20 protein-coding genes are annotated in these 21,939 nt (G+C 60.1%); 7 read left to right on the top strand and 13 right to left on the bottom strand.

Annotated features, from left to right (window positions below):
• The first annotated feature begins 87 nt into the window (after positions 1-87).
• The 3 genes from nagE (at position 88) to glnS (ending at position 6,368) form a co-directional block, all read left to right on the top strand.
• A complete protein-coding gene (gene nagE, locus ACTG2W_RS05725) occupies positions 88-1,566 on the top strand; it encodes an N-acetylglucosamine-specific PTS transporter subunit IIBC (protein ID WP_005359399.1) in 1,479 nt (492 codons plus the stop codon).
• Between the two features lie 121 nt (positions 1,567-1,687).
• A complete protein-coding gene (locus ACTG2W_RS05720) occupies positions 1,688-4,351 on the top strand; it encodes a beta-N-acetylhexosaminidase (RefSeq protein ID WP_201903730.1) in 2,664 nt (887 codons plus the stop codon).
• A gap of 355 nt (positions 4,352-4,706) precedes the next feature.
• On the top strand, positions 4,707-6,368 hold the full coding sequence (glnS, locus tag ACTG2W_RS05715) for a glutamine--tRNA ligase (protein ID WP_005334302.1): 1,662 nt from the start codon (positions 4,707-4,709) through the stop codon (positions 6,366-6,368).
• 114 nt (positions 6,369-6,482) lie between these two features.
• Here glnS and fur read toward each other — a convergent pair whose 3' ends face one another.
• A complete protein-coding gene (fur, locus tag ACTG2W_RS05710) occupies positions 6,483-6,911 on the bottom strand; it encodes a ferric iron uptake transcriptional regulator (RefSeq protein ID WP_005334301.1) in 429 nt (142 codons plus the stop codon).
• Between the two features lie 241 nt (positions 6,912-7,152).
• On the opposite strand from fur, the gene ACTG2W_RS05705 reads away from it, so the two are divergent.
• Positions 7,153-7,626: a DUF4442 domain-containing protein gene (locus ACTG2W_RS05705; RefSeq protein WP_005334300.1), complete on the top strand. Its 474-nt coding sequence runs from the start codon at positions 7,153-7,155 to the stop codon at positions 7,624-7,626.
• A 90-nt stretch (positions 7,627-7,716) separates the two neighbouring features.
• On the opposite strand, the gene fldA is transcribed toward ACTG2W_RS05705, so the two are convergent.
• From fldA to ACTG2W_RS05685, 4 genes are read right to left on the bottom strand one after another with little or no spacing between them, the layout of a single operon-like run.
• Complete coding sequence (gene fldA / locus ACTG2W_RS05700; protein ID WP_005334298.1) at positions 7,717-8,241, bottom strand: flavodoxin FldA; 525 nt, start codon at positions 8,239-8,241, stop codon at positions 7,717-7,719.
• Positions 8,242-8,280: 39 nt separating this feature from the next.
• Positions 8,281-8,577, bottom strand: coding sequence for a LexA regulated protein (gene ybfE / locus ACTG2W_RS05695; protein ID WP_005334297.1), 297 nt, complete (start codon positions 8,575-8,577; stop codon positions 8,281-8,283).
• A gap of 20 nt (positions 8,578-8,597) precedes the next feature.
• The gene (locus ACTG2W_RS05690; protein ID WP_005334296.1) at positions 8,598-8,819 is read right to left on the bottom strand and encodes a DUF2788 domain-containing protein; all 222 of its coding nucleotides are present in this window, start codon (positions 8,817-8,819) and stop codon (positions 8,598-8,600) included.
• Between the two features lie 55 nt (positions 8,820-8,874).
• Complete coding sequence (locus tag ACTG2W_RS05685) at positions 8,875-9,657, bottom strand: alpha/beta fold hydrolase (protein ID WP_234888408.1); 783 nt, start codon at positions 9,655-9,657, stop codon at positions 8,875-8,877.
• A 274-nt stretch (positions 9,658-9,931) separates the two neighbouring features.
• On the opposite strand from ACTG2W_RS05685, the gene seqA reads away from it, so the two are divergent.
• Positions 9,932-10,441 (top strand): replication initiation negative regulator SeqA, encoded by a 510-nt coding sequence (gene seqA, locus ACTG2W_RS05680; RefSeq protein ID WP_181281598.1) that lies wholly within the window; start codon positions 9,932-9,934, stop codon positions 10,439-10,441.
• A gap of 58 nt (positions 10,442-10,499) precedes the next feature.
• Entirely contained in the window at positions 10,500-12,149 is a 1,650-nt protein-coding gene (gene pgm / locus ACTG2W_RS05675; protein ID WP_106843191.1) for a phosphoglucomutase (alpha-D-glucose-1,6-bisphosphate-dependent), read from the top strand.
• A gap of 86 nt (positions 12,150-12,235) precedes the next feature.
• Here the strand turns inward: pgm and ACTG2W_RS05670 are convergent, their stop codons facing one another.
• Positions 12,236-13,117: a DMT family transporter gene (locus ACTG2W_RS05670; protein ID WP_106843190.1), complete on the bottom strand. Its 882-nt coding sequence runs from the start codon at positions 13,115-13,117 to the stop codon at positions 12,236-12,238.
• Positions 13,118-13,212: 95 nt separating this feature from the next.
• Between ACTG2W_RS05670 and ACTG2W_RS05665 the strand changes: the two genes are divergently transcribed.
• Positions 13,213-13,695: a MarR family winged helix-turn-helix transcriptional regulator gene (locus ACTG2W_RS05665; protein WP_005334289.1), complete on the top strand. Its 483-nt coding sequence runs from the start codon at positions 13,213-13,215 to the stop codon at positions 13,693-13,695.
• Positions 13,696-13,743: 48 nt separating this feature from the next.
• Here the strand turns inward: ACTG2W_RS05665 and mltB are convergent, their stop codons facing one another.
• The 7 genes from mltB to ACTG2W_RS05630 all read right to left on the bottom strand — a co-directional run bounded on the left by mltB (position 13,744) and on the right by ACTG2W_RS05630 (position 21,921).
• The gene (gene mltB, locus ACTG2W_RS05660; protein ID WP_106843241.1) at positions 13,744-14,835 is read right to left on the bottom strand and encodes a lytic murein transglycosylase B; all 1,092 of its coding nucleotides are present in this window, start codon (positions 14,833-14,835) and stop codon (positions 13,744-13,746) included.
• A gap of 132 nt (positions 14,836-14,967) precedes the next feature.
• The gene (locus ACTG2W_RS05655; RefSeq protein WP_106843189.1) at positions 14,968-15,582 is read right to left on the bottom strand and encodes a CDP-alcohol phosphatidyltransferase family protein; all 615 of its coding nucleotides are present in this window, start codon (positions 15,580-15,582) and stop codon (positions 14,968-14,970) included.
• Positions 15,583-15,598: 16 nt separating this feature from the next.
• The gene (locus tag ACTG2W_RS05650; RefSeq protein WP_106843188.1) at positions 15,599-16,249 is read right to left on the bottom strand and encodes an ATP-binding cassette domain-containing protein; all 651 of its coding nucleotides are present in this window, start codon (positions 16,247-16,249) and stop codon (positions 15,599-15,601) included.
• Positions 16,250-16,272: 23 nt separating this feature from the next.
• Positions 16,273-17,907, bottom strand: coding sequence for an ABC transporter permease (locus ACTG2W_RS05645; protein WP_106843187.1), 1,635 nt, complete (start codon positions 17,905-17,907; stop codon positions 16,273-16,275).
• Between the two features lie 77 nt (positions 17,908-17,984).
• A complete protein-coding gene (locus tag ACTG2W_RS05640; RefSeq protein WP_181281597.1) occupies positions 17,985-19,169 on the bottom strand; it encodes an ABC transporter substrate-binding protein in 1,185 nt (394 codons plus the stop codon).
• Positions 19,170-19,186: 17 nt separating this feature from the next.
• Positions 19,187-21,340, bottom strand: a complete 2,154-nt coding sequence (locus tag ACTG2W_RS05635) for an FAD-dependent oxidoreductase (protein ID WP_106843185.1) — start codon at positions 21,338-21,340, stop codon at positions 19,187-19,189.
• A complete protein-coding gene (locus tag ACTG2W_RS05630; RefSeq protein WP_021231092.1) occupies positions 21,340-21,921 on the bottom strand; it encodes a carboxymuconolactone decarboxylase family protein in 582 nt (193 codons plus the stop codon). The genes ACTG2W_RS05635 and ACTG2W_RS05630 overlap by 1 nt, the downstream gene beginning before the upstream one ends.
• Between the last annotated feature and the right edge of the window lie 18 nt (positions 21,922-21,939).

Raw genomic sequence — 21,939 nt, 5'->3', positions numbered from 1 at the left:
TAGACTGCCAATCAAGCCTTGATGGCTTATGCGTCAAACGTGATAAGCACTTAATTTCTAGAAAAACATTAACTAAGGAGAGGAACCGTGAACATTCTCGGTTATTTGCAAAAGATCGGCCGTGCCCTGATGGTGCCGGTAGCGGTATTGCCTGCCGCAGCGATCCTGATGGGGGTTGGCTACTGGATTGACCCGAATGGTTGGGGTGGTGACAGTGCGCTGGCTGCCTTCCTGATCAAAGCGGGCGCAGCCATTATCGATAACATGTCCGTACTGTTCGCAGTCGGTGTCGCTTACGGTATGTCCAAGGATAAAGACGGTTCTGCTGCTCTGGCAGGTCTGGTCGGCTTCCTGGTCGTTACCACCCTGCTGAGCCCGGGTGCTGTGGCCCAGATCAAGAGCATCCCGGTGGAGCAGGTTCCTGCCGCGTTTGCCAAGATCAGCAACCAGTTCGTGGGTATCCTGTGTGGTGTTATCGCCGCTGAGCTGTACAACCGCTTCAGCAGCGTCGAGCTGCACAAGGCACTCTCCTTCTTCTCCGGTCGTCGTCTGGTACCGATCGTAACCTCCGTGGTGATGATCGTCGTATCTTTCATCCTGATGGCCGTATGGCCGGCAATCTACGGTGGTCTGGTCTCCTTCGGTGAGTCCATCGTGAGCCTGGGCTCTACCGGTGCCGGTATCTACGCCTTCTTCAACCGTCTGCTGATCCCGATCGGTCTGCACCACGCCCTGAACTCCGTGTTCTGGTTCAACGTGGCCGGTATCAACGACATCCCGAACTTCCTGGGTGGTCAGGCTACCATCGATGCCGCTCTGGCCGCTGGCAAGAGCCTGGAGCAGGTGAAAGGCGTGGTCGGTATGTACCAGGCTGGCTTCTTCCCCATCATGATGTTCGGTCTGCCGGGTGCCGCTCTGGCCATCTACCACTCCGCCAAGAAAGAGAACAAAGAGAAAGTTGCCTCCATCATGATTGCAGCTGCCTTTGCTTCCTTCTTCACCGGTGTAACCGAGCCGCTCGAGTTCTCCTTCATGTTCGTGGCGCCGGTACTGTATGTCATCCACGCCGTACTGACCGGTATCTCCGTGTTCATCGCTGCCTCCATGCAGTGGATGGCCGGTTTCGGTTTCAGTGCCGGTCTGGTGGATATGGTGCTCTCCAGCCGTAACCCGCTGGCGACCAACTGGTACATGCTGATCCCTCAGGGTCTGGTCTTCTTCGGCCTCTACTACACCGTGTTCCGCGTAGTGATTGCCAAGCTGAACCTGAAAACCCCGGGTCGTGAAGATGACGAAGATAGTGCTCCGGCTGCCGCTCAATCTACCAACCGTACCGAGCTGGCCAAGCAATACCTGGAAGTGCTGGGTGGTCAAGAGAACCTGGTCTCCATCGATGCCTGCATCACCCGTCTGCGTCTGACTCTGAAAGACCGCAGCATCGTCGATGAGCGCAAGCTGAAAGCCCTGGGTGCGGCCGGTGTGGTCAAACTCGGTGAGCAGAACCTGCAGGTGATTCTGGGCCCATTGGCCGAAATCATCGCCGGTGAGATGAAAGCCCTGCGTTAATCGAGCGACTCGCTCACCTCAAGTCTAAGTCCATTGTTGACATAACTAAGGGCCCCGCTCAGGGGCCCCATATAAAAAAGCCAAGAAAATCCAACCTTTACTTCAAATGAGAGCAGCAGTTATGAACTTGAAACATTCTCTGTTAGCCATTGCCATGTCTACCGTTTTTGTCAGCCAGGTCCAGGCAGCCGATGCCGCCAAGCAGGCCGTGGTCGACTCCCTCGCCAACAACCTGGTGGTCAAGTATGAAGTGGTCACCAACGACGGTGCCGGTGCCGGCCTCGATTGCCAGGCGCTGGGTTCCGAGTGGGCGAGCTGTGGCGTTGCCAAGCTGCACCTGACCAATACCGGTGCGGACGTGACCTCCAAAGACTGGAGCATCTACGTCTCCTCCATCCGTCGTATCCAGCGTGTGGATAACGACCAGTTCACCATCACTCACCTGACCGGCGATCTCTATCGTTTGACGCCAACCGAGAAGTTCCAGGGCTTTGCCAAGGATGCCACGGTCGAAGTGCCGCTGGTGGTGGAATACTGGGTACTGTTCGAATCTGACATCATGCCGAACTGGTATGTCGCCAGCGAAGGTGCCGAGCCGAAAGTACTGGCCAGCATGAGCAACATCAATGATGCCAGCACCTACGAGAAGCCGATGCCAGCTGATGGCTGGAAGCGTACCAAGGATGACAAGAACATCCTGATGAACAGCGAGACCCGTTTCGCGGCCAACCAGACCAGCACCCTGCTGCCGGCTGGCAAGATTGACAACCAGATCCTGCCGACCCCGATGAAGCAGGTAGTCAAAGCTGGTCCGCAAATCGACTTCTCTACCATCAAGCTCAATGCCCTGGACTTGCCGAGCGATCGCGCCGATGCCTTGAAGGCTCAACTGACCAAGCTGGGTGTTACCCTCTCCGACACCGGCTACCCGGTGACCATCAAGCTCGGCAGCAAGCTCAAGCAGGCTGAAGGCTATGACATGACCATCGGTCAGAAGGGCACAGTGATCCAGGGTCGCGACATCGATGGGGCATTCTGGGGTGCACAATCCCTGATCTCCCTGCTGGGTGTTGATGACAAGCTGGTGAGCCCGATGACCGTCGAGGATGCGCCGCGCTTTGAATACCGTGGCATGCAGACCGACGTGGCCCGCCACTTCCGCAGTCTGGATACCATGAAGAAGCTGGTTGACCAGATGTCTGCCATGAAGCTCAACGTGCTGCACCTTGGCCTGACCAACGATGAAGGCTGGCGTCTGGAGATCCCGGGTCTGCCGGAGCTGACCCAGGTCGGTAGCCAGCGTTGCCACGACGAGTCCGAAACCAAGTGCCTGATGCCGCAACTGGGTTCCGGCCCGACCAGCGACAACCAGGGTTCCGGTTTCTACAGCAAGTCTGACTACGTGGATCTGGTGCGTTATGCCAAGGCCCGCGGTGTGACCGTGATCCCCGAGATCAACATGCCGGCCCACGCCCGTGCTGCCGTGGTCTCCATGGAAGCGCGCTACAAGCGTCTGATGGCGGAAGGCAAAGAAGCGGAAGCCAACCAGTTCCGTCTGACTGATCCGGCTGACACCTCCAACGTCACCTCCGTCCAGTTCTACGACAAGATGTCCTTCATCAACCCTTGCCAGCCGGGTGCTGCCACCTTCGTGGCCAAGGTAATGGATGAAGTTGCCCAGATGCACCAGGCCGCCGGTCAGCCGCTGACCGCATGGCACTACGGTGGTGATGAGGCGAAGAACATCATGCAGGGCGGTGGCTATCAGGATCCGGCCGTCACCAAGAAAGAAGAGCTGGTCGCCTGGAAAGGCAACGTCGACTCCAGCAAGCAGGACAAACCGTTTGGCAAGTCCCCGATGTGCCAGAAGATGATCGATGAAGGCAAGATCAAGGAAGTGGGCGAGCTGCCGGTTTACTTCGCCAAAGAAGTGGGCCAGATGGTCAAAGACCGCGGCTTCTCTACCCTGCAGGCGTGGGAAGATGGTCTGAAGTACGCCAGCGGTGCCAAGGACTTCGCCACCGACAACACCCGTGTCAACTTCTGGGAAACCCTCTACTGGGGTGGCTTCAACGAAGCGATGAAGTGGGCCCACAAGGGTTACCAAGTGGTGCTGTCCAACCCGGATTACCTCTACTTCGACTTCCCGAACGAAGTACACCCGGCCGAGCGTGGCTACTACTGGGCAACCCGTTTCAACGACACCCGCAAGGTGTTCGCCTTCGCCCCGGAAAACCTGCCGCAGAACGCCGAGACCTCGGTTGACCGCGATGGCAACGCCTTCGTGGCCAAGGGTGACCAGGATCCGGTCAAGTTCAAGGGGATCTCCGGTCAGCAGTGGAGTGAAACCGTGCGTACCGATGCTCAGTACGAGTACATGGTCTACCCGCGTATCTTCTCCGTGGCCGAGCGTGCCTGGCACAAAGGTGGCTTCGAGCTGAACTATGTGAAGGGTCGCGAGTTCTCCGGCGAGACCAAGTTCGTTAACAAGGCCACCCTCAACAAAGAGTGGAACCAGTTTGCCAACGTACTGGGTCAGCGCGTGCTGCCGAAACTGGATCAGGCCGGTGTTGAATACCGCCTCTCAGTACCGGGTGCCAAGGTAGTGAACGGTGTGCTGGAAGCGAACGTGGATCTGCCGGGTCTGCCCATCCAGTACAGCCTGGACGGCACCAACTGGAGTGCCTATGACGCCGCGGCCAAGCCGAGCGTGAATGGCAAGGTCTACCTGCGTACCACCAGCTTCGATGGCAAGCGCACCAGCCGCGTCACCGAACTGAACTGATAGCAGTCAACCGTTAACATGAGGTGGGTCGCAAGACCCGCCTTTCCCAAGGGCGATGGCGCATCGGATTTGGGAAAGGTTGACTGTGCGTGTGAGCCTTTGTTGTGTGTAATTGTCTGTTTTGTGTTTTTCATCACTTTCAGCCCCGCCCAGTGCGGGGCTTTTTTATGCATTTGGTGTGCAATGTGCCAAGCCACGCCGTTTTTAGCGGTGCAATGGCCGGGAAATGGCCCGGAAGTGCCAAATTCAGGTTGAGACAGCGCCCGTAATAAGGGATCATACCCGGCTTGACGGCGGGGGGATGAGGGTGCCAGCCGGCACAACTTCCGCCAGTGACGCTTTTTTGAGGTGAGCCATGAGTCAGGCGAACAGCCCAACTAACTTTATTCGTCAGATCATTGATGAAGATCTGGCCAGCGGTAAGCACAGCAGCGTGCATACCCGTTTTCCGCCCGAGCCGAACGGTTATCTCCATATCGGCCACGCCAAGTCCATCTGCCTGAACTTCGGCATCGCCCGCGACTATCAGGGCCAGTGTAACCTGCGTTTCGATGACACCAACCCGGTGAAGGAAGATATCGAGTACGTAGAGTCCATCAAGCAGGACGTACAGTGGCTCGGCTTCCAGTGGAACGGCGAGATCTGCTACTCCTCCGACTATTTCGACAAGCTGCACGGCTACGCAATCGAGCTGATTGAAAAGGGTCTGGCCTATGTGGACGAGCTGACGCCCGAGCAGATGCGCGAGTACCGTGGCACCCTGACTGAAGCTGGCAAGAACAGCCCGTTCCGCGATCGCAGTGTGGAAGAAAACCTGGCGCTGTTTGCCAAGATGAAGAACGGCGAGTTCGCCGAAGGCACCGCCTGCCTGCGCGCCAAGATCGACATGGCATCTCCCTTCATGGTGATGCGTGATCCGGTTATCTACCGTATCAAGTTTGCCCACCACCACCAGACCGGTGACAAGTGGTGCATCTACCCGATGTATGACTTCACCCACTGCATCTCGGACGCGCTGGAAGGGATCACCCACTCCATCTGTACCCTGGAGTTCCAGGACAACCGTCGTCTGTACGACTGGGTGCTGGACAACATCACCATCGACTGCCACCCCCGTCAGTACGAGTTCTCTCGTCTGAACCTCGAATACACCGTCATGTCCAAGCGCAAGTTGAACCTGCTGGTGACCGAGAAGCACGTTGATGGTTGGGATGACCCGCGCATGCTGACCGTCTCCGGTCTGCGTCGCCGTGGTTACACCCCGGCCTCCATCCGCGAGTTCTGCAAGCGCATCGGCGTCACCAAGCAGGACAACATCGTCGAGATGAGCATGCTGGAAGCCTGTATCCGTGAAGACCTCAACGAGCATGCACCGCGCGCCATGGCCGTGCTGCATCCGGTGAAAGTGGTTATCGAGAACCTGGCTGCCGACGAAGTGCTGACTGCCCCAGCCCACCCGAGCAATGCCGAGATGGGTACCCGCGAGCTGAACTTTACCCGCGAAATCTTCATCGACGAAGCGGACTTCAAAGAAGAGGCGAACAAGCAGTTCAAGCGTCTGGTGCTGGGCAAGGAAGTGCGTCTGCGCAATGCCTATGTGATCAAGGCCGAGCGCATCGAGAAAGATGCCGATGGCAAAGTCACCTGCATCTACTGCTCCTACGATCCCGAGACTCTGGGCAAGGATCCGGCCGATGGCCGCAAAGTGAAAGGGGTGATCCACTGGGTCAGCGCCACTCACTCCCTGCCAGCGGAAGTGCGTCTCTACGACCGTCTGTTCAAGGTGCCGAACCCGGGCGCCGAGGATGACTTCGAAGCCGCCCTGAATCCGGAATCCCTGGTGATCATCGAGGGAGCCCGTGTTGAGGCGTCGCTCAAGAACGCCAAGCCGGAGCAGGCTTACCAGTTCGAGCGTGAAGGTTACTTCTGCGCCGACAACAAGCTCTCCAGCCCGGAGCATCTGGTGTTTAACCGCACCGTTGCCCTGCGCGACTCCTGGGGAAAAGTCGAAGGCTAACTCAGTAGGGCAGGGGAGACCCTGCCCTGTGCGATGCCACGGCCTTCGCCGGACAATAAAAAAGCCAGCATCAGCTGGCTTTTTTATTGTCCGTTATCTGCAAGTCGCGGGCGATTATTCGTCGTGCTTGCACTCACCGGTAGCACAGTGACCGTAGAGGTAGAGGCTGTGATTGGTGAGACGGATATTGAATTTCTTGGCGATCTCGCGCTGACGCTGTTCGATCACTTCGTCGGAGAACTCGATCACCTTGCCGCAGTCGAGGCAAACCAGGTGGTCGTGGTGCTCCTGAGTGGCCAGCTCGAATACCGACTTGCCACCTTCGAAGTGGTGACGGGTAACGATACCGGCATCATCAAACTGGTTGAGAACGCGATAGACGGTAGCGAGACCAATCTCTTCACCCAGGTCGATCAGTCGTTTATAGAGATCTTCGGCGCTGGTGTGCTGGCAGTCCGGCTGTTGCAGGATTTCCAGGATTTTGACCCGGGGCAAGGTGATCTTGAGCCCGGCCTTTTTTAACGCTTGGTTGTTGTCTGCCATATTCTACTTATTCGCATTCTCGAAGGTGGGGTTATTCTGATGGACTGCCGCAGGAATGGCAACCTTGAACTCGCTTGGCCTGTCATTATAGGTCGTAGCCTCCCTAAAAATAAACCCAGCAATTCAAGGGGTTTAGCTATAAATGGCCGGTTGGATTGAAATAATCAATCGTGTCGTCCGACTTGCTGGCATGGCAGATGTTGATAAGATGTAACTTTCATATTCTGGTCGGATGAGATCCATGGATTGGCTTTTTGACAATGCGGCCTGGGTGCGCCGCGCACTCAACGCCTGGCCCCCTTTCTGGGGCGCCGGTATCAAGATAGAGACCCTGAGCGATGACTTTCGCTACTGCCGGGTGACCCTCAAATCCCGCTGGTGGAATAAGAATGCCAACCGCACCCAGTTTGGCGGCAGCATGTTTGCCATGACTGACCCCATCTATCCGCTGATGCTGATGGGCTACTTCAAGAATCGCTACTACGTCTGGGACAAGGCGGGCAGCATCAACTACATCAAGCCGGGCAAGGGCAAGCTGGTGGCCGAGTTTAACCTGACCGAGGGCAAGCTGGCCGAAATCGTGGCGGCGACCGAAGGTGGCAACAAGCACTTCCCCGAATTCGAGGTCACGGTGCAGGACAAGAGCGGCGAGCTGGTGGCGCAGGTCAAGCGCACCCTCTATGTGCGGGCCAAACCGGAGCACAGAGGGGAATAACAGGGGTGAATAAAGGCAGGCATCGCCACTTGCAGATACAACAAGGGCCCCGTCGGGGCCCTTGTTGTCAGAGGTATGAGGGGAAGCGGATTACTCCAGCTCGCCCAGGCACATCTCTTCGTGCAGTTGCTTGCACCAGCCCTTGACGCGCTCGGCGGTCAGCTCCGGCTGGCGATCTTCATCGATACCCAGACCGACAAAGTGCTTGTCATCGACCAGTGCCTTGGAGGCTTCGAACTCGTAGCCGGCAGTCGGCCAGTGACCGATGATGATGGCGCCTTTGGCTTCGACGATGTCGCGCAGGGTGCCCATGGCGTCGAGGAAGTACTCGGAATAGTCTTCCTGATCACCGCAACCGAAGATGGCGACCAGCTTGTTGGTGAAGTCGATTTCGCCCAGATCGGGGAAGAAGTCGTCCCAGTCGGCTTGGGCTTCGCCATAGTACCAAGTCGGGATGCCGAACATCAGCAGATCAAAGCTCTCGATGTCGGCCTTGCTGCTCTTGGCGATGTCACGGACTTCAATCAGGTTTTTGCCCAGCTCTTTCTGGATCATCTTGGCGACAGCTTCGGTGTTACCGGTATCGCTGCCAAAAAACAGACCTACACTTGCCATAGTGTTTAGTTACCCGTATTTGGTGTTAATGCTCAACGCTCAGACTGCAATGTCCACCGCAAAGGCGGACTCAATCTGTTGTTTCAGGATAGATTGGATCAGCTCGGCTCGGCTGATGTTCTGTTGCAACGCAAGTTGGTTCAGGCGCTCCAGCAACTCGGCCTCCACCTTTAACTCTACCCGCTTCAGCCCATTTTCCCGATCGCGCTTAAGCTGGTTACGCTTGTTGATCTTGAGCTGGGTCTCGCGGGGGAGTGGATTGGTCTTTGGCCTGCCGGGGCGCTTCTCATTTGCGAACAGATCCAGTGTTGTTCGATCAGTTTGCTGTTTGGCCATACATCACAGATGAAAGTAAGTTAGCCGAGTCCTGAGCCTTCCCAGCCCAGTTCGATCAGCCCCTTGGCGACAAAACCCGCACAACCCAGAAACAGTACCAACCAGACGATAAAACGACCGAAACGGGGCACGTTGCCGCGCTTGAGCACGTCCTGAATGGCCAGGCCAATCAATATGAAAATGGCCACAAAGAATAACTTGAGGCCCAAACTTTCGATCAGGTCGATATGTTCACTTAGCATGGATTGCGCACACTCCTTATGACCGGCGCACTATATCACAAAGGATTTGAAACTGTTAACCGCCTGTCGACAGGAAATCCACAACCAATTTGTTGAACAGAGCCGGTTTTTCCGCATGCAGCCAGTGGCCGGTACCTGCGATGACACGCACCTTTGCCGCCGGGAATTGGGCCAGGGCTGTCTCGCTGTATTGGGGCTGCATATAGTCAGAATTCCCCCCCTTGATAAAGAGCGCCGGCCCCTCGAAGCGGCGGTCATCCTCTGGCCAGCCCATGATGTTGGCGTAGTTTTGCTCAAGGGCGGGCACATTGAAGCGCCACCCCCAGCCATGCTCGCCTCTGGCGAAGGATTTGAGCAGGAACTGGCGCACCCCGGCGAGCTCGATATGCTGCGCCAGCATGGCTTCCGCTTCACTGCGGCTTTGCGGCGGCGTGCGCAGCGTGGCGTTGAGTCCGGCAAAGACATTCTGGTGGCGGGAGTGGGGATAGGCGACCGGTGCCATGTCGGCCACCACCAGCTTGGTCACCCGCTCTGGCGCCAGCTTGGCGACCTGCATCGCCACCTTGCCACCCATCGAGTGGCCAATCAGGGTCGCTTCGACAATCTCCAGCCGATCCATCAGGGTCAGGATGTCGGCCGCTTGCGCCGGATAGCTCATCTCGCTGCTATGAAAGGAGGCTCCGTGGTTGCGCAGATCGACGCTGATGACCCGGTACTGTTCGCATAGGGCTCGGGCCAGCAGGCCGAGGTTGTCGAGGCTGCCAAACAGGCCGTGGATCAGAATGACTGCCGGGCCCTGACCCTGCTCCTTGAAGTTCAATATGCTGTTTTGTTGCAAAATGACACCTTGTCGGTCGTGGGTGCGTATCGCTGTTTTATTTAACGCACTGGAAAGAAAAGGATTTCGTCCAATGGATTGGGATTTTATGTGGTTTTTTTTCTAAAAAATCCTATCCGGATCGGCTATCAGTGCGGCTGATCACACACTTGGCCCGCTATTATGCCGTATTCTCGATGAGATTCATGTACATCTGCCAGCCCCTTGCTTGGGCTGTCGGGTTTGCCTATGTATAATCGCCGCATCCGAATTTCGACGAGTCCAGCGCATCCCTATGAAAACCATCGAGCTTGATGACGATCTCTACTTCTATATCGCCAGCCAGACCCGGCACATTGGTGAGAGTGCCTCCGATATCCTGCGCCGTCTGCTGGAACAACCTGCTAACCAAGGTGTGCCGGTTGCCGAGCCCGTTGCCGTCGCGCAGCCCTGTACGGTAGCCACCCAACAAGGGCTGCAAGCCCTGCTCGATTCCGGTGAGCTGCAAAAAGAAGAGAAGTCCATCAACCGCTTTATGCTGGTGCTGAGAACCCTCTACCGGGATAACCCGGAAGGCTTTACCCAGGCCACCGAAATCAAGGGGCGCAAGCGCGTCTATTTCTCGCAGGATCCCGAGGCTCTGCGTGCCAGTGGCAGCACCACCAAGCCCAAGCCGGTACCGGAGACCCCGTTCTGGGTGATCACCAACACCAACACCAGCCGCAAGCAGAACATGGTGGCCCAGCTGATGGCCAGCATGGGCTATGGCGAAGAGGTGATCGCGCAGGTGTGTGGCGCAATTTAACGATTCTTCAAGACTCAGGCCTTGCCCGCCAAGGCCGCCATTACGCAAGGAAAATGCCATGGCTCAGCATTCCCACGCCGGTCAACCGGCCCGTTTAAGCGACCTGACCAACATCCCCCGTCTGGTCAGCGCCTACTACCTCAACAAGCCGGACATGAGCCGCCCCGAGCAGCGGGTGGCCTTTGGTACCTCCGGCCACCGTGGCAGTGCCTTGCACAGCGCCTTTACCGAATCCCATATTCTGGCGGTGACCCAGGCCCTGGTGGAGTATCGCCAGCAGGCCGGCATCACGGGCCCGCTGTTTGTCGGTATGGATACTCACGCTCTGTCCGAATCCGCCTTTGCCAGCGCCGTCGAAGTGCTGGCGGCCAATGGCGTCGAAACCCGCATTCAGGCTGGCCTCGGTTTTACCCCGACCCCGGTCATCTCTCACGCCATCCTGCGCCACAATGCAGGCAAACCGGCTGCCCGTGCTGACGGCGTGGTGATCACTCCGTCCCATAACCCGCCGGAAGATGGTGGCTTCAAGTACAACCCGCCCCACGGCGGTCCCGCCGAAGGGGAGATCACCAAGTGGGTCGAGGACCGTGCCAACGCCATTCTGGAAGCGGGTCTGGCTGGCGTGAAACGGATGCCGTTCGCCGAGGCGCTCAAGAGCCCGTTCGTGGCCCTGCACGACTATGTCACCCCCTATGTGGATGATCTGAAGAACGTGCTGGACATGGATGCCATCAAGAACGCGGGCATCAAGATCGGTGTCGATCCGCTGGGCGGCTCCGGTGTCGCCTACTGGGACGTCATCGCCAAGACCTATGGTCTGAACATCGAGGTGGTGAACTACAAGGTCGACCCGACCTTCTCCTTCATGACCCTGGATAAAGACGGCAAGATCCGGATGGACTGCTCCAGCCCGTTCGCCATGGCGAGCCTGATCGCGCTCAAGGACAAGTTCGACATCGCCCTTGGCAACGACCCTGACTACGACCGTCACGGCATCGTCACCAAGTCCGGCCTGATGAACCCGAACCACTATCTGGCGGTGGCAATCCAGTATCTGTTTACCCATCGCACCGGCTGGTCTGCCGATGCGGCCGTTGGCAAGACGCTGGTCTCTTCCTCCATGATCGACCGGGTTGCTGGCGAGATTGGCCGTACCCTCAAAGAGGTGCCGGTCGGCTTCAAGTGGTTCGTGGATGGCCTCTACAGCGGCGAGTTCGGCTTTGGTGGCGAGGAGAGCGCGGGCGCCTCTTTCCTGCGCAAAGATGGCACCGTCTGGACCACCGACAAGGATGGCTTCATTCTGGCGCTGCTGGCGGCAGAAATTCTGGCGGTGACCGGCAAGGATCCGCAGGCTCACTACGACGCACTGGAAGCCAAGTTTGGCCGCTCCAGCTATCGCCGTATCGACGCCCCGGCCAACAGTGCCCAGAAAGCGGTGCTCTCCAAGCTGGATCCGGCACTGGTAGAAGCCTCCACTCTGGCGGGTGAGCCCATCATCGCCAAGCTGACAAAGGCGCCGGGCAACGATGCCGCCATCGGCGGCCTCAAGGTGGTGACCGAGAACGGCTGGTTCGCGGCGCGCCCCTCCGGCACTGAGTCTATCTACAAGATCTACATGGAGAGTTTCAAGGGCGACGCGCACCTCGACCTCATCCAGCAAGAGGCCCAGCAGATCGTCTCTGCTGCGCTGGCCAAGGCAGGCGTATAAGCCACCTTCCAGTCGCTGACCGCTGACTAAAAAGAGGAGCCGTAATGGCTCCTCTTGTTTATGCATGGGTTGAGGTGGTCTGGTGTTTACACCTCGTTACAGATCCCTGTACTCGCTCGGCGGGCTTGCCAACGTTTGAAGAAGGGGCGTGCTGGCAGCTTCATCAGGAACAGGGAGAGCAGGATCACCCCGATGCCGAGCCACTGGCTGACATCCAGGGTTTCACCCACCATCAATACCCCAAGCGACACAGCCATCATGGGATTGGTGAGGGCCAGCATGCCCATCACCTCCGGGCCGTGGTGCTTTAATCCCCACAACCAGGCCCAGTAGCCCAGCGCGGTGTTGAGCAGGATCAACCAGAGCAATCCCGGCACACTGGCCGGATCCGGTAACGGCATTGGGCCAGCTAGCCACCAGGCGAGCGGGATCAGCATCAAGCCCCCAAGCAGCAATTGCCAGGCGGTCAGCGCCAGCAGATCGTTTACCGGCCAGTGGCGCATCCAGCGGCTGGATTGGCCGATCAGCACTGTGGCCAGCATGGCGCATGCAACTCCGACAGGATCCAGATTGGCAGAGGGGTTGAGCAACAGTAATACCCCAGCCAGCCCCATCAATCCCAGCAGTAGCCATTTCAGGCTTGGTCGTGTGCCATCTTGCAACCAGGCCAGTAGCATCAGCACCAGCGGCAGGGTGGCACCAAGTGTACCTGCTACTGCCCCCGGCAGCCGGAAGGCCGCCACAAACAGCAAAGCGAAGAAGGCGGCAATGTTGCAAAACGCCAACAGGAACTGCTTGCCCCAGGGCAGAGGCGGCATGCGCGGATGCAACAGTAACAAGAGCAGCCCGGCAGGCAGTGCCCGCCATACGGCAACCCAGTAGGGTGAGTAGTCAGTCAGGTAGAGGCTGACGACAGCATAGGTGCTGCCCCACAGCAGTGGAGCCAGCAAGGCGATCAGCATTGGCATTATTTATCTCTTCACAAAGTATCTTTAAGTGAAGATAAGTTAGCGCCAAATTGATTTATCATCAAGTATCTCGATATAAAGATAAGTGGTTGGCGATGGAATCAGATCATGTAGACCTGCTGCTGGCTCAGTGGGCCCGGCAGCGACCGGATCTCGACTGTTCTCCTATGGGGGTGCTGGGTCGGGTAGCCCGGATGGCGGCAATTGCCGGTCGTGAGGTGAGTGAAGAGCTCAAGGAGTGCGGCCTGCTTGGCACGGACTTCGACATTTTGGCGACCCTGCGTCGGTCGGGTGAGCCACTGACGCCGACAGTGCTCTACCAATCGGCCATGTTGAGTTCGGGTGCCATGACGGCCCGGCTCGACAAGCTGGCCGAGCGGGGACTGATAGAGCGGCAAGCGGCGCCCAGCGATCGGCGCAGCCTGCTGGTCTGCCTCACCGAATCGGGCAAAGCGCTTATCGACCGAGCGGTTGAGCTGCACGTGGCCAACGAGCGTCGCCTGTTGGCGCCACTGACCGAGGCGGAGCAGGCTCAGTTAGCGGCACTGCTCAAACGCTGGTTGCTGGAAAACGAATAACAAAAACGGGCCAGCAGGCCCGTTTTTGTTGGCAAATCAGTACCTGACTCAGTAACCGCCTTTGGCCTTTTTCACCGCCAGCCCCAGCTGCCACACCGCCATGGCGTAGTGGGTGCTGTGGTTGTAGCGGGTGATGGTGTAGAAGTTGGGCAGGCCGTACCAGTATTGGTAGCCGGTGCCGACATCGAGGCGCAGCAGGCTCGACTCGCTGTGGTTGCCCAGGCTGCTGGTGGGGGTGAGCCCTGCGCGGCGCAGGGTGGCAACTGGGTAGCGGGTCTGGAAGCCATGTTCATAGCCGGGCAGTTGGCCCTGACCGCGCACCGCCACCGGTTGGCCTTTCTCCCAGCCGTGGGCCTTGAAGTAGTTGGCGACGCTGCCGATGGCATCTACCGGATCCCACAGGTTGGTGTGGCCGTTGCCATCAAAGTCCACCGCATAGCGCTGGAAGCTGGAGGGCATAAACTGGCCGTAGCCCATGGCGCCTGCATAGGAGCCCTTGGGTTCGGTGGGGTCCATCCCCTCGTCGCGGGTCATCACCAGGAAGGCTTCCAGCTCGCTGGTGAAGAACTCGGCGCGACGCGGATAATCAAACGCCAGGGTGGCCAGCGCATCCAGAATGCGGGTCTTGCCCATCACCCGGCCCCAGCGGGTCTCGACCCCGATAATGCCGACGATGATCTCAGGCGGCACCCCGTAGATCTGCTCCGCCCGGTTCAGCTCGCTTGCGTATTCACGCCAGAAGTTGACGCCGTTCTGTACGTTGTCCGGGGTGATGAACTTGGCGCGATAGCGGTTCCAGGCACCGGTCGGGCCGGTGGGCTTGGCGGTGGTCGGCGCTTGGGCATCCATCAGGCGGATGATCCAGTCGTAACGCTCTGCCTGTGCCAGCACCTGATGCAGCTGGGCGTTGTCAAAACCGTGCTTCTCGACCATTTTCTGGACGAATCTGTCCACGTTGGGGCGATTGGCGAAGTCCCCCTTGCTAACCCCTTGTGTATAAACGGGTTTGCTCGATGGCGCCTGATTGATAAAGGCGCTCTTGGGTTGGGGGACGACCACGGGCTTTGGCGCGGGGGCGCTGCTGCAGCCACCGAGCAGGGGGAATAATGACAGAGTGAGAAGAGAGGCAAGGCGACGCATAGGGTTCTCAAAGAGACTGATAAAAGTGCCGCCATGGTAAAACATTGTCATCCGGGCGCAAGTGTTCCGTGCGCCGCACCCAGCGCCAATTCATCGCGTGATGGATTAGCCCTTCTGTGAGGACTGTGCTGTTTAGGGCTGGGGGGGACGCAGGGTGTGGTAACCGCTCCAGAGCCGGGTCAGGGTGGTGATGGCGCAGAGCAGGGCAAAGCCGTAGGCGAGCGGGGCGAAGGCGGCGGGCCACAGGCACATCAGCACAAAGAGGGCAATGGTCTCGCTCCCCTCGGTGAGGCCGCCCAAATAGTAGAGGGATTTGTGGTGGTAGACCGGATTGTCGATCCCCCGCTTGCCCGCCATGATGGCAAATGCCAGAAAGCTCGAGCCGGTGCCCATAAAGGCAAACAGCAGGGTGGCGGCGGGCAGCGCATTGGCAGGGGCGGCGAGGGCAAAGCCCAGCACCACGGCGGCGTAGAAAATAAAGTCGAGCGTGATGTCGAGAAAGCCACCGCAGTCGGTGATGCCGGTTTCCCGCGCCACGGCGCCATCGAGCCCGTCCAGCAGCCGGTTGAGCAGGATGGTCGCGAGTGCCCACTGATAGCTGCCAAAGGCCAGCAGCGGCAGCGCCAGCATGCCGATGGCAAAGCCGGTGAGGCTCACCTGATTGGCACTGATCCCTGCACGGCAGAGCGGTTTGGCAAGCTGGGTGAGGGGGCTGCGGATCACGGGGATCAGATGGCGATCAAACAAGGTGAACACTCCTCGGTTAACAGTGGCATTCGGTGAGGTTGAGTATGGTGCCCGGCGCGTCTTCCGCATCGTGGGTCACCAGGATGGCGGGGATGGCCAGCGCTTTGATCTGCGCGAACACCAGTTCGCGAAAGGCGGCCCGCAGCGGCTTGTCGAGGCGGGAGAAGGGCTCGTCCAGCAGCAGGGCGTCGGGTTCCGCCAACAGTGCCCGCAGCAGGCTGACCCGCGCCCGCTGCCCCCCTGACAGCAGCTGTGGCAGCTTGTCAGCCTGATCTGCCAGTGCGACCTGCGCCAATGCGGCCAGTGCCTTTTCCCGCCGCGCACGTTTTCCCTTGATGATCGCAGGCATGCCGAACATCAGGTTCTCCGCCACCGTCAGATGGTCGAACAGCAGGTCATCCTGAAACAGCATGCCGATGCGCCGTGCTTGCGCAGGCAAAGTGTTGAGTGGCCGCTCGCCGAGCCTTATCTCTCCCTCCAGCCGGATCGGGCCATTTCCTGCCAGCGCGCCGGGCAGTACCCCGGCGAGCCCTGCCAGCAGGGAGCTTTTACCGCAGCCGCTGGGCCCCATCAGGGTCAACACCTCGCCGGGGGCCACTTGCAGGGCAGGGAGTGAAAGCAGCGGATTTTCAGCAAGGTAAAGTCGAAGAGGCGTGGTGCTCAGCATATGGCTGTTTCCATCATGAGAGTTCATCGTGAGCCGCCCCCCTTGAGCGCCGGATTGATCCGCGCCGGCAGCCAGAGCGCCAGCAGGTAGATAACGAGTGGCAACAGCAGTTGCAGCAGGCCGTATAGACCCGCCAGCCGCCGATTGAGGCCGCTGCCGATGGCCACCGCTTCGGTGGTGATGGTGACCACTCTGCCTGCGCCAAAGAGCAGGGTCGGCAGATATTGGGCCAAACTCACCGCCGCCCCGACGCTGAAGGCAAACAGCAGCGGGCGCGCCAGTAGCGGCGCTTTGACCTGCCACCAGGCTCGCCATGGCGTAGCCCCCAGCAGCAGGGCGCTCTGGGTGATCCGCGGATCGAACTGGCGATAGGGGCCGTGCAGGCACAAATAGACATAGGGAAAGACAAACAGCAGCTGGCTCCAGAGCACCCAGCCCCAGCCAATACCTCTGCTTATCGAGTCATGTGCAAGCCAGTCCAGCCCGAGCCGGATGCCAAACAGCAGGCTCGCCTGCGGCAGCAACAACGGCAAGCAGATAAGCCAGAGCGGCCAGGGGCTGCGGCCGGCTTGTGCCTCCAGACTACACACCGCGATCACCAGTGCCAGCAAGCCGCTCGTCAGCGCCAGCAGCGCGCTGGTTGCCAGAAGCGGCAGCAGGTTTGGCAGCAGATCCAGCCAGTAATGACTGCTCCACTGGCTGGGCAAAAGGGCGGGAAAGGGCCAGCGGCGCGCCAGCGACCAGAGCAGCAGCGCCGCCAGCACCGCCAGATTGAGGGTGATCAGAGTGAATGCAGAGCCCGCTGCGAGCCGGTTGGCAAAGGAGTGGGGCGCCGCCCGTTTGCCATCGAGCCAGCAGCCTTTGCCCACCTCTTGATGAAGCCACTCCAGTAATTTGAGCAGGGCGATGAGCAGTGCCGTGATGGCGAGCAGCAGCAGGGCGCCGCTGGCGGTGGCGCCGCGCCAGAGCAGGTCCGGGTCCTGATACCAGAGCCACAACCGCACCGCCAGTGGGGCGGGGGCATCGGGCCCGAGCAGTTGGGCGAGATCCACCACCGCCACTCCGTAGGCCGCCACCGCATAGATGGGCAGGCGCAGGGCAGGCCAGAGCGCTGGCAGCAGCAGGCGCCACCAGACCTGGGGGGCGCTGAAACCGAGGCTCGCCCCCAGCCACTGCTGGCGTGCCAGCAGGATGGGTTGCTGTGCAGCCATCGCCATCAGCAGCAAAAAGGGGGTCTCCTTGAAAACGAGCAGTGCAATCAGCCCAAGCCCTAGAGGGTCGCGAATGGTTTGCCAGTCGGGAGGCAGTTCAAACCCGGTCAGCGCTGGCGAGACGAGCCGCAGCAGCCAGCCGGAGGGGGCGAGCAGAAAGGCAAAACCGATGGCAAAGGCGACATGGGGCATGGCCAGCATGGGCGAGAGCAGACGGTGGAGCAGCCCGAAAGCCCGGCTGTTGCTGTGGGCCAGCAGCAGGGTGGTCAACAGCAGAGTACCGAGGGTCGAGGCGGCGCCAATCCACAGACTCAGCGCAGCGGAGTGCCAAAGACCGGGTTGGGCGAGCAGCAAGGCGAGATGAGAGGCGGCCATCCCCTCCGCCAGCAGTTGCCACAGTCCCGCCAGCAGAGGGATGACGAAGATCGCCAGATAAATGACCGCCATCCCCGTACTCATACTGGGGTGGCGTGTCAACCGGCGCCACGGTCGGGAGCAGGAATGCGGGTGACCAGCAGCACTCATCAGTGACCGTAACGCTCGGCCCAGGCCGCTTCCAGCTTGAGCTGCCAGCTGGGGTGAGGCTCGGCTACCGCTTTGAAGCGCAGTGCCGGTTGCCCCTTGGCTGAATCAGGCAGCGCATCGGCCCGCAGCACGCTGGGATCACCCCAGAAGGCCGGATTGGCCTTGCGCGCCTGCGCCGCCGGGCTCAGCAGGAAGTTTGCCACCACTTTGGCACCCGCACGGGCACTGGCGTTGAAGGGGATGGCGAGAAAATGGCTGTTGGTGAGTGCCCCTTTCTCCATGGCGACGGCTTCCACGCTGGGGGGCAGGGCGCCAATCTGGGCGGCGCTCTGCGCCTCCTGCGGATTGAAGCTGATGGCCATGGCCAGTTCGCCATCATCGAGTAGCTGGCGGGTTTCGGCGGCGCTGGTGGGGAACAGTTTGCCCTTGCGCCAGAGTGCCGGATGCAGCTCATCGAGCCAGGCCCAGAGCGGGGCGGTGAGCTTGGCAAAGTCGCTCTCGGTCGCCTCCCGATAGAGGGGGGCTGGGTTTGGCGTCAATTCCAGCAGGATCTGCTTGAGAAAACTGGAGCCATGGAACTGGGGCGGCTTGGGATAGGTGAAGCGACCGGGATGGGCCTTGGCCCACGCCAGCAGAGCTGCAGCCGAGGTGGGCGCTCTGGCGACCTCTTCGGTGTCGACCATCAGATTGAGCTGGCCGATGCCCCAGGGGGCTTCCAGCCCTTCCACCGGCAGGGTGAAGTCCTCACTCACCGGCAGGCTGCTGTCTACCAGCGCCATGTTGGGCAGCTCGGCGGTAAAGGGGGCGCCGAGCAGCCCCTGCTCCTTGAGCGCCTTGAAATTCTCGCCGTTGACCCAGAGCAGGTCGATGGGGCCGCCAGCTTGCTTGCCCGCCAGCTTGTTGGCCAGCAGCTGGCTGACGCTCTGGGCGATATCATCCACCTTCACCTGCACCAGCTTGACCTGATAGTCGCGCGCCAGCTCCTGCCCAGCCCACACCAGATAGGCGTTGATCTCCGGGCTGCCGCCCCAGGCGTTGAAGTAGACGGTCTGTCCCTTCGCCTCCTCAAGGGTTCGTTGCCAGTTGTCATCAGGAGTGGCTAACAGCGGGCCGCTGGCGAGCAGTGGCAGGGTGCACAGCAGCGCATTTAGCCGCTGTTTGAGTTGTGAGAATGGCTTGAGCATAAACGTTTCCCTGATTGTCAGGCGCCACGGCGCCAGCGGTGATAACGGGCCAGCAACGCCAGCACCCGGGTGGGCTGGTGGGCCCGTTTCCATTCACCCGCCACATATTTGTTCCCCTCCATCAGGGTGGGATAGGCGTGAATGGTGCCGAGGATCTTGCCAAGACCGAGGCGGTGACGCATAGCGAGCACAAATTCGGCGATCCGTTCACCGGCGTGAGTGCCCACTATGGTGGCGCCAAGGATAGTATCCTTGCCCGGCACGGTGAGCACCTCGACAAAACCGTGGCGCTCGCCATCGGCAATGGCTCTGTCCAGCTCAGCCAGCTCGAAGCGGGTCGCCTCGAAGGGGATCCTCTGCGCTTCGGCCTCCTTGCGATTTAGGCCGACCCGGGCAATCTCCGGCGTGGTGTAGGTGGCCGCCGGAATGACCCGATAGTCCGCCCGAAAGCGCTTGAACTGGCCAAACAGGGCATTTACTGCCGCATACCAGGCCTGATGGGCGGCAAAGTGGGTGAACTGGTAAGGACCCGCTACGTCTCCCACTGCCAGTATGCTGGGGAAGTTGGTGGCAAGAAAGCCATCGACTGCGATGGTGCCGCGGGGGGCCAGCTCGACCCCCAACGCTTCGAGCCCGAAGCCGCTCACATTGGCGACCCGACCCAGTGCCAGCAGCAGTTGATCCCCTTCCACCACCTGTGTCTCATCGCCACGGCGCAGTTGCAGCCTGATGGGGAGAACCCCCTCGGCTGCGGGCAGATAGTCGGCTCGCTCGGCGCGCCAGCCGGTGAGTAGCTGCACACCATCGCGGCTCATCTGCCCTGCCAGGGCGTCGGCTACCTCTCTCTCTTCGCGGGGCAGCAGTTGCTCCGAGAGTTCCACCAAGGTCACGGGAATGCCGAGCAGCGCGAAGCTCTGGGCCAGCTCGCAGCCGATGGGGCCGCCGCCCAGCACCAGCAGGCGGCGCGGCGGGGTGCGCAGTTGCCAGAGGCTATCCGAGGTGAGGTAAGGCACCTGATCCAGCCCCGGCAGGTTGGGCACCAGCGGTCGGGCGCCGGTGGCGATAACGATATGGCGGCTGGCAAGGCGCTGGCCGTTAACCTCCACTTCCCAGGGGGAGACCAGTCGTGCCTCTCCCTCGATGCACTCCACCCCGAGCCCCTGATAGCGTTCGATGGAGTCGTGTGGCTCGACCTCCTTGATAACTTCAGCCACCCGCTCCATCACGGTGGCAAAATCGGCGCGGGAGTGGCTTTGGCTAAAGCCCAGCTCGTCGGCCTTGCGCTGCTCTGCGGCAAAGCGGGCGCTGCGGATCAATGCCTTGGAGGGGACACAGCCGCTGTTGAGGCAATCGCCCCCCATCTTGTGCTTCTCGATGAGCGCCACCTTGGCCTTCACCGCTGCCGCGATATAGCTGGTAACCAGCCCACCGGCACCGGCACCTATCACCAGCAGGTTGTAGTCGTAGCGAGCGGGTTTGCGGTAGGGAGAGAGCAAGCGGTGCAGCGCGAGCTTGGCGGTCAATTTCTTGACCAGCCAGGGCATCAGCCCCAGCAGGGTCAACGCGATCATCAGGCCGGGGGAGAGGATATTGCCGGTGCTGGTTAACTGGCCAAGCTCGCTCCCCGCCAGCACGTAGACGAAGGTGCCGGGCAGCATGCCAAGCTGGCTGACCCAGTAGTAGGTGCTGACTCTGATGGGGGTGAGCCCCATCAGCAGATTGACCAGAAAGAAGGGAAAGATGGGGATGAGGCGCAGGCTCAGCAGATAGAAGGTCCCCTCCTTCGCCATGCCGGACTGAAAGGTGGCCAGCTTGCCGCCAAAGCGGGTCATCACCCAGTCGCGCAGCAGAAAGCGGGCGCTGAGAAAGGCCAGGGTTGCGCCTAGGGTGCTGGCAAAGGAGACCAGCAGCAGCCCCCAGGCGACGCCGAACACAGCGCTGCCACCCAGGGTGAGCAAGCTGGCGCCGGGCAGGGAGAGGGCGGTGCTCAGCACATAGATAAGCACGAACAGCAGGCTGGCCGAGACAAAGTGGCTGTCGACCCATTGCGCCACTGCCGCCTGCTGGGCCTGCAAGGCGTCCAGAGTGAGGTAACGGCCAAGATCGAGGGCAAAAAAGGTGCCGATAAGGCTCCCCATCACCAGTGCAAGCAGCAGGCGGGTCCGGTTCATCAGGCGTCCTTGCTGTCTGGCTGGGCGGGGCGTTCCGGTTGCACCGGCAGCTGGCAGAAGCCCTGCGGCGCGATATCGAGGGCGGCGTTGAACTTGGCCGACATGTTCTGAAAGGCGATAAGACCGGTCAGCTCCACCATGGCATCGTCATCGAACCAGGGTTTGAGGCGGGCCGCCTGCTCATCGCTCACCCCATCGAGGCCAGTCATCGCTTCGGTGTAGTCGAGCACCGCTTTTTCCCGCTCGTCAAACAAGGGGCTTTCGCGCCAGTTGGCTAGCGCCTCCACCTTCTCGCTTGAACCGGCTCTCTTTACCAGGGTCATGGCGTTGATGTCGACGCAAAAACGACACCAGTTGAGCTGGGAGACCCGCACCGTCACCAGCGAGCGCAGCACGGGGTCGATGGGGGAGCGCTTGCGGTTGATGACGCCGTAGAGGGTGGCGACGGCGGCAAAGAGGCGCGGCGAGCGGCCCCAGCATTTGCCCGGAATAAGCACCTGACCATAGTTGCGCTTTTGCAGCCAGAAAAAGGGGCGGATAAACCAGGCATATTCCCGGTCGGGTTTGACCTCAACGCGCATCAGTTACCTTCTTGTTGT

The organism is Aeromonas sp. 96A, from assembly GCF_051919165.1.
Classification (GTDB): domain Bacteria; phylum Pseudomonadota; class Gammaproteobacteria; order Enterobacterales; family Aeromonadaceae; genus Aeromonas; species Aeromonas veronii.
The sequence above is the reverse complement of the archived record's forward strand: the minus strand, read 5'-3'. Positions and strand labels throughout refer to the sequence as shown.

Bases quoted from the DNA above. Each gene is read 5' to 3' on its own strand.
- ACTG2W_RS05720 (WP_201903730.1), top strand. From the start codon at position 1,688: ATGAACTTGAAACATTCTCTGTTAGCCATTGCCATGTCTACCGTTTTT.
- glnS (WP_005334302.1), top strand. From the start codon at position 4,707: ATGAGTCAGGCGAACAGCCCAACTAACTTTATTCGTCAGATCATTGAT.
- fur (WP_005334301.1), bottom strand. From the start codon at position 6,911: ATGGCAGACAACAACCAAGCGTTAAAAAAGGCCGGGCTCAAGATCACC.
- ACTG2W_RS05705 (WP_005334300.1), top strand. From the start codon at position 7,153: ATGGATTGGCTTTTTGACAATGCGGCCTGGGTGCGCCGCGCACTCAAC.
- fldA (WP_005334298.1), bottom strand. From the start codon at position 8,241: ATGGCAAGTGTAGGTCTGTTTTTTGGCAGCGATACCGGTAACACCGAA.
- ybfE (WP_005334297.1), bottom strand. From the start codon at position 8,577: ATGGCCAAACAGCAAACTGATCGAACAACACTGGATCTGTTCGCAAAT.
- ACTG2W_RS05690 (WP_005334296.1), bottom strand. From the start codon at position 8,819: ATGCTAAGTGAACATATCGACCTGATCGAAAGTTTGGGCCTCAAGTTA.
- seqA (WP_181281598.1), top strand. From the start codon at position 9,932: ATGAAAACCATCGAGCTTGATGACGATCTCTACTTCTATATCGCCAGC.
- pgm (WP_106843191.1), top strand. From the start codon at position 10,500: ATGGCTCAGCATTCCCACGCCGGTCAACCGGCCCGTTTAAGCGACCTG.
- ACTG2W_RS05670 (WP_106843190.1), bottom strand. From the start codon at position 13,117: ATGCCAATGCTGATCGCCTTGCTGGCTCCACTGCTGTGGGGCAGCACC.
- ACTG2W_RS05665 (WP_005334289.1), top strand. From the start codon at position 13,213: ATGGAATCAGATCATGTAGACCTGCTGCTGGCTCAGTGGGCCCGGCAG.
- mltB (WP_106843241.1), bottom strand. From the start codon at position 14,835: ATGCGTCGCCTTGCCTCTCTTCTCACTCTGTCATTATTCCCCCTGCTC.
- ACTG2W_RS05650 (WP_106843188.1), bottom strand. From the start codon at position 16,249: ATGCTGAGCACCACGCCTCTTCGACTTTACCTTGCTGAAAATCCGCTG.
- ACTG2W_RS05645 (WP_106843187.1), bottom strand. From the start codon at position 17,907: ATGGCGGTCATTTATCTGGCGATCTTCGTCATCCCTCTGCTGGCGGGA.
- ACTG2W_RS05640 (WP_181281597.1), bottom strand. From the start codon at position 19,169: ATGCTCAAGCCATTCTCACAACTCAAACAGCGGCTAAATGCGCTGCTG.
- ACTG2W_RS05635 (WP_106843185.1), bottom strand. From the start codon at position 21,340: ATGAACCGGACCCGCCTGCTGCTTGCACTGGTGATGGGGAGCCTTATC.
- ACTG2W_RS05630 (WP_021231092.1), bottom strand. From the start codon at position 21,921: ATGCGCGTTGAGGTCAAACCCGACCGGGAATATGCCTGGTTTATCCGC.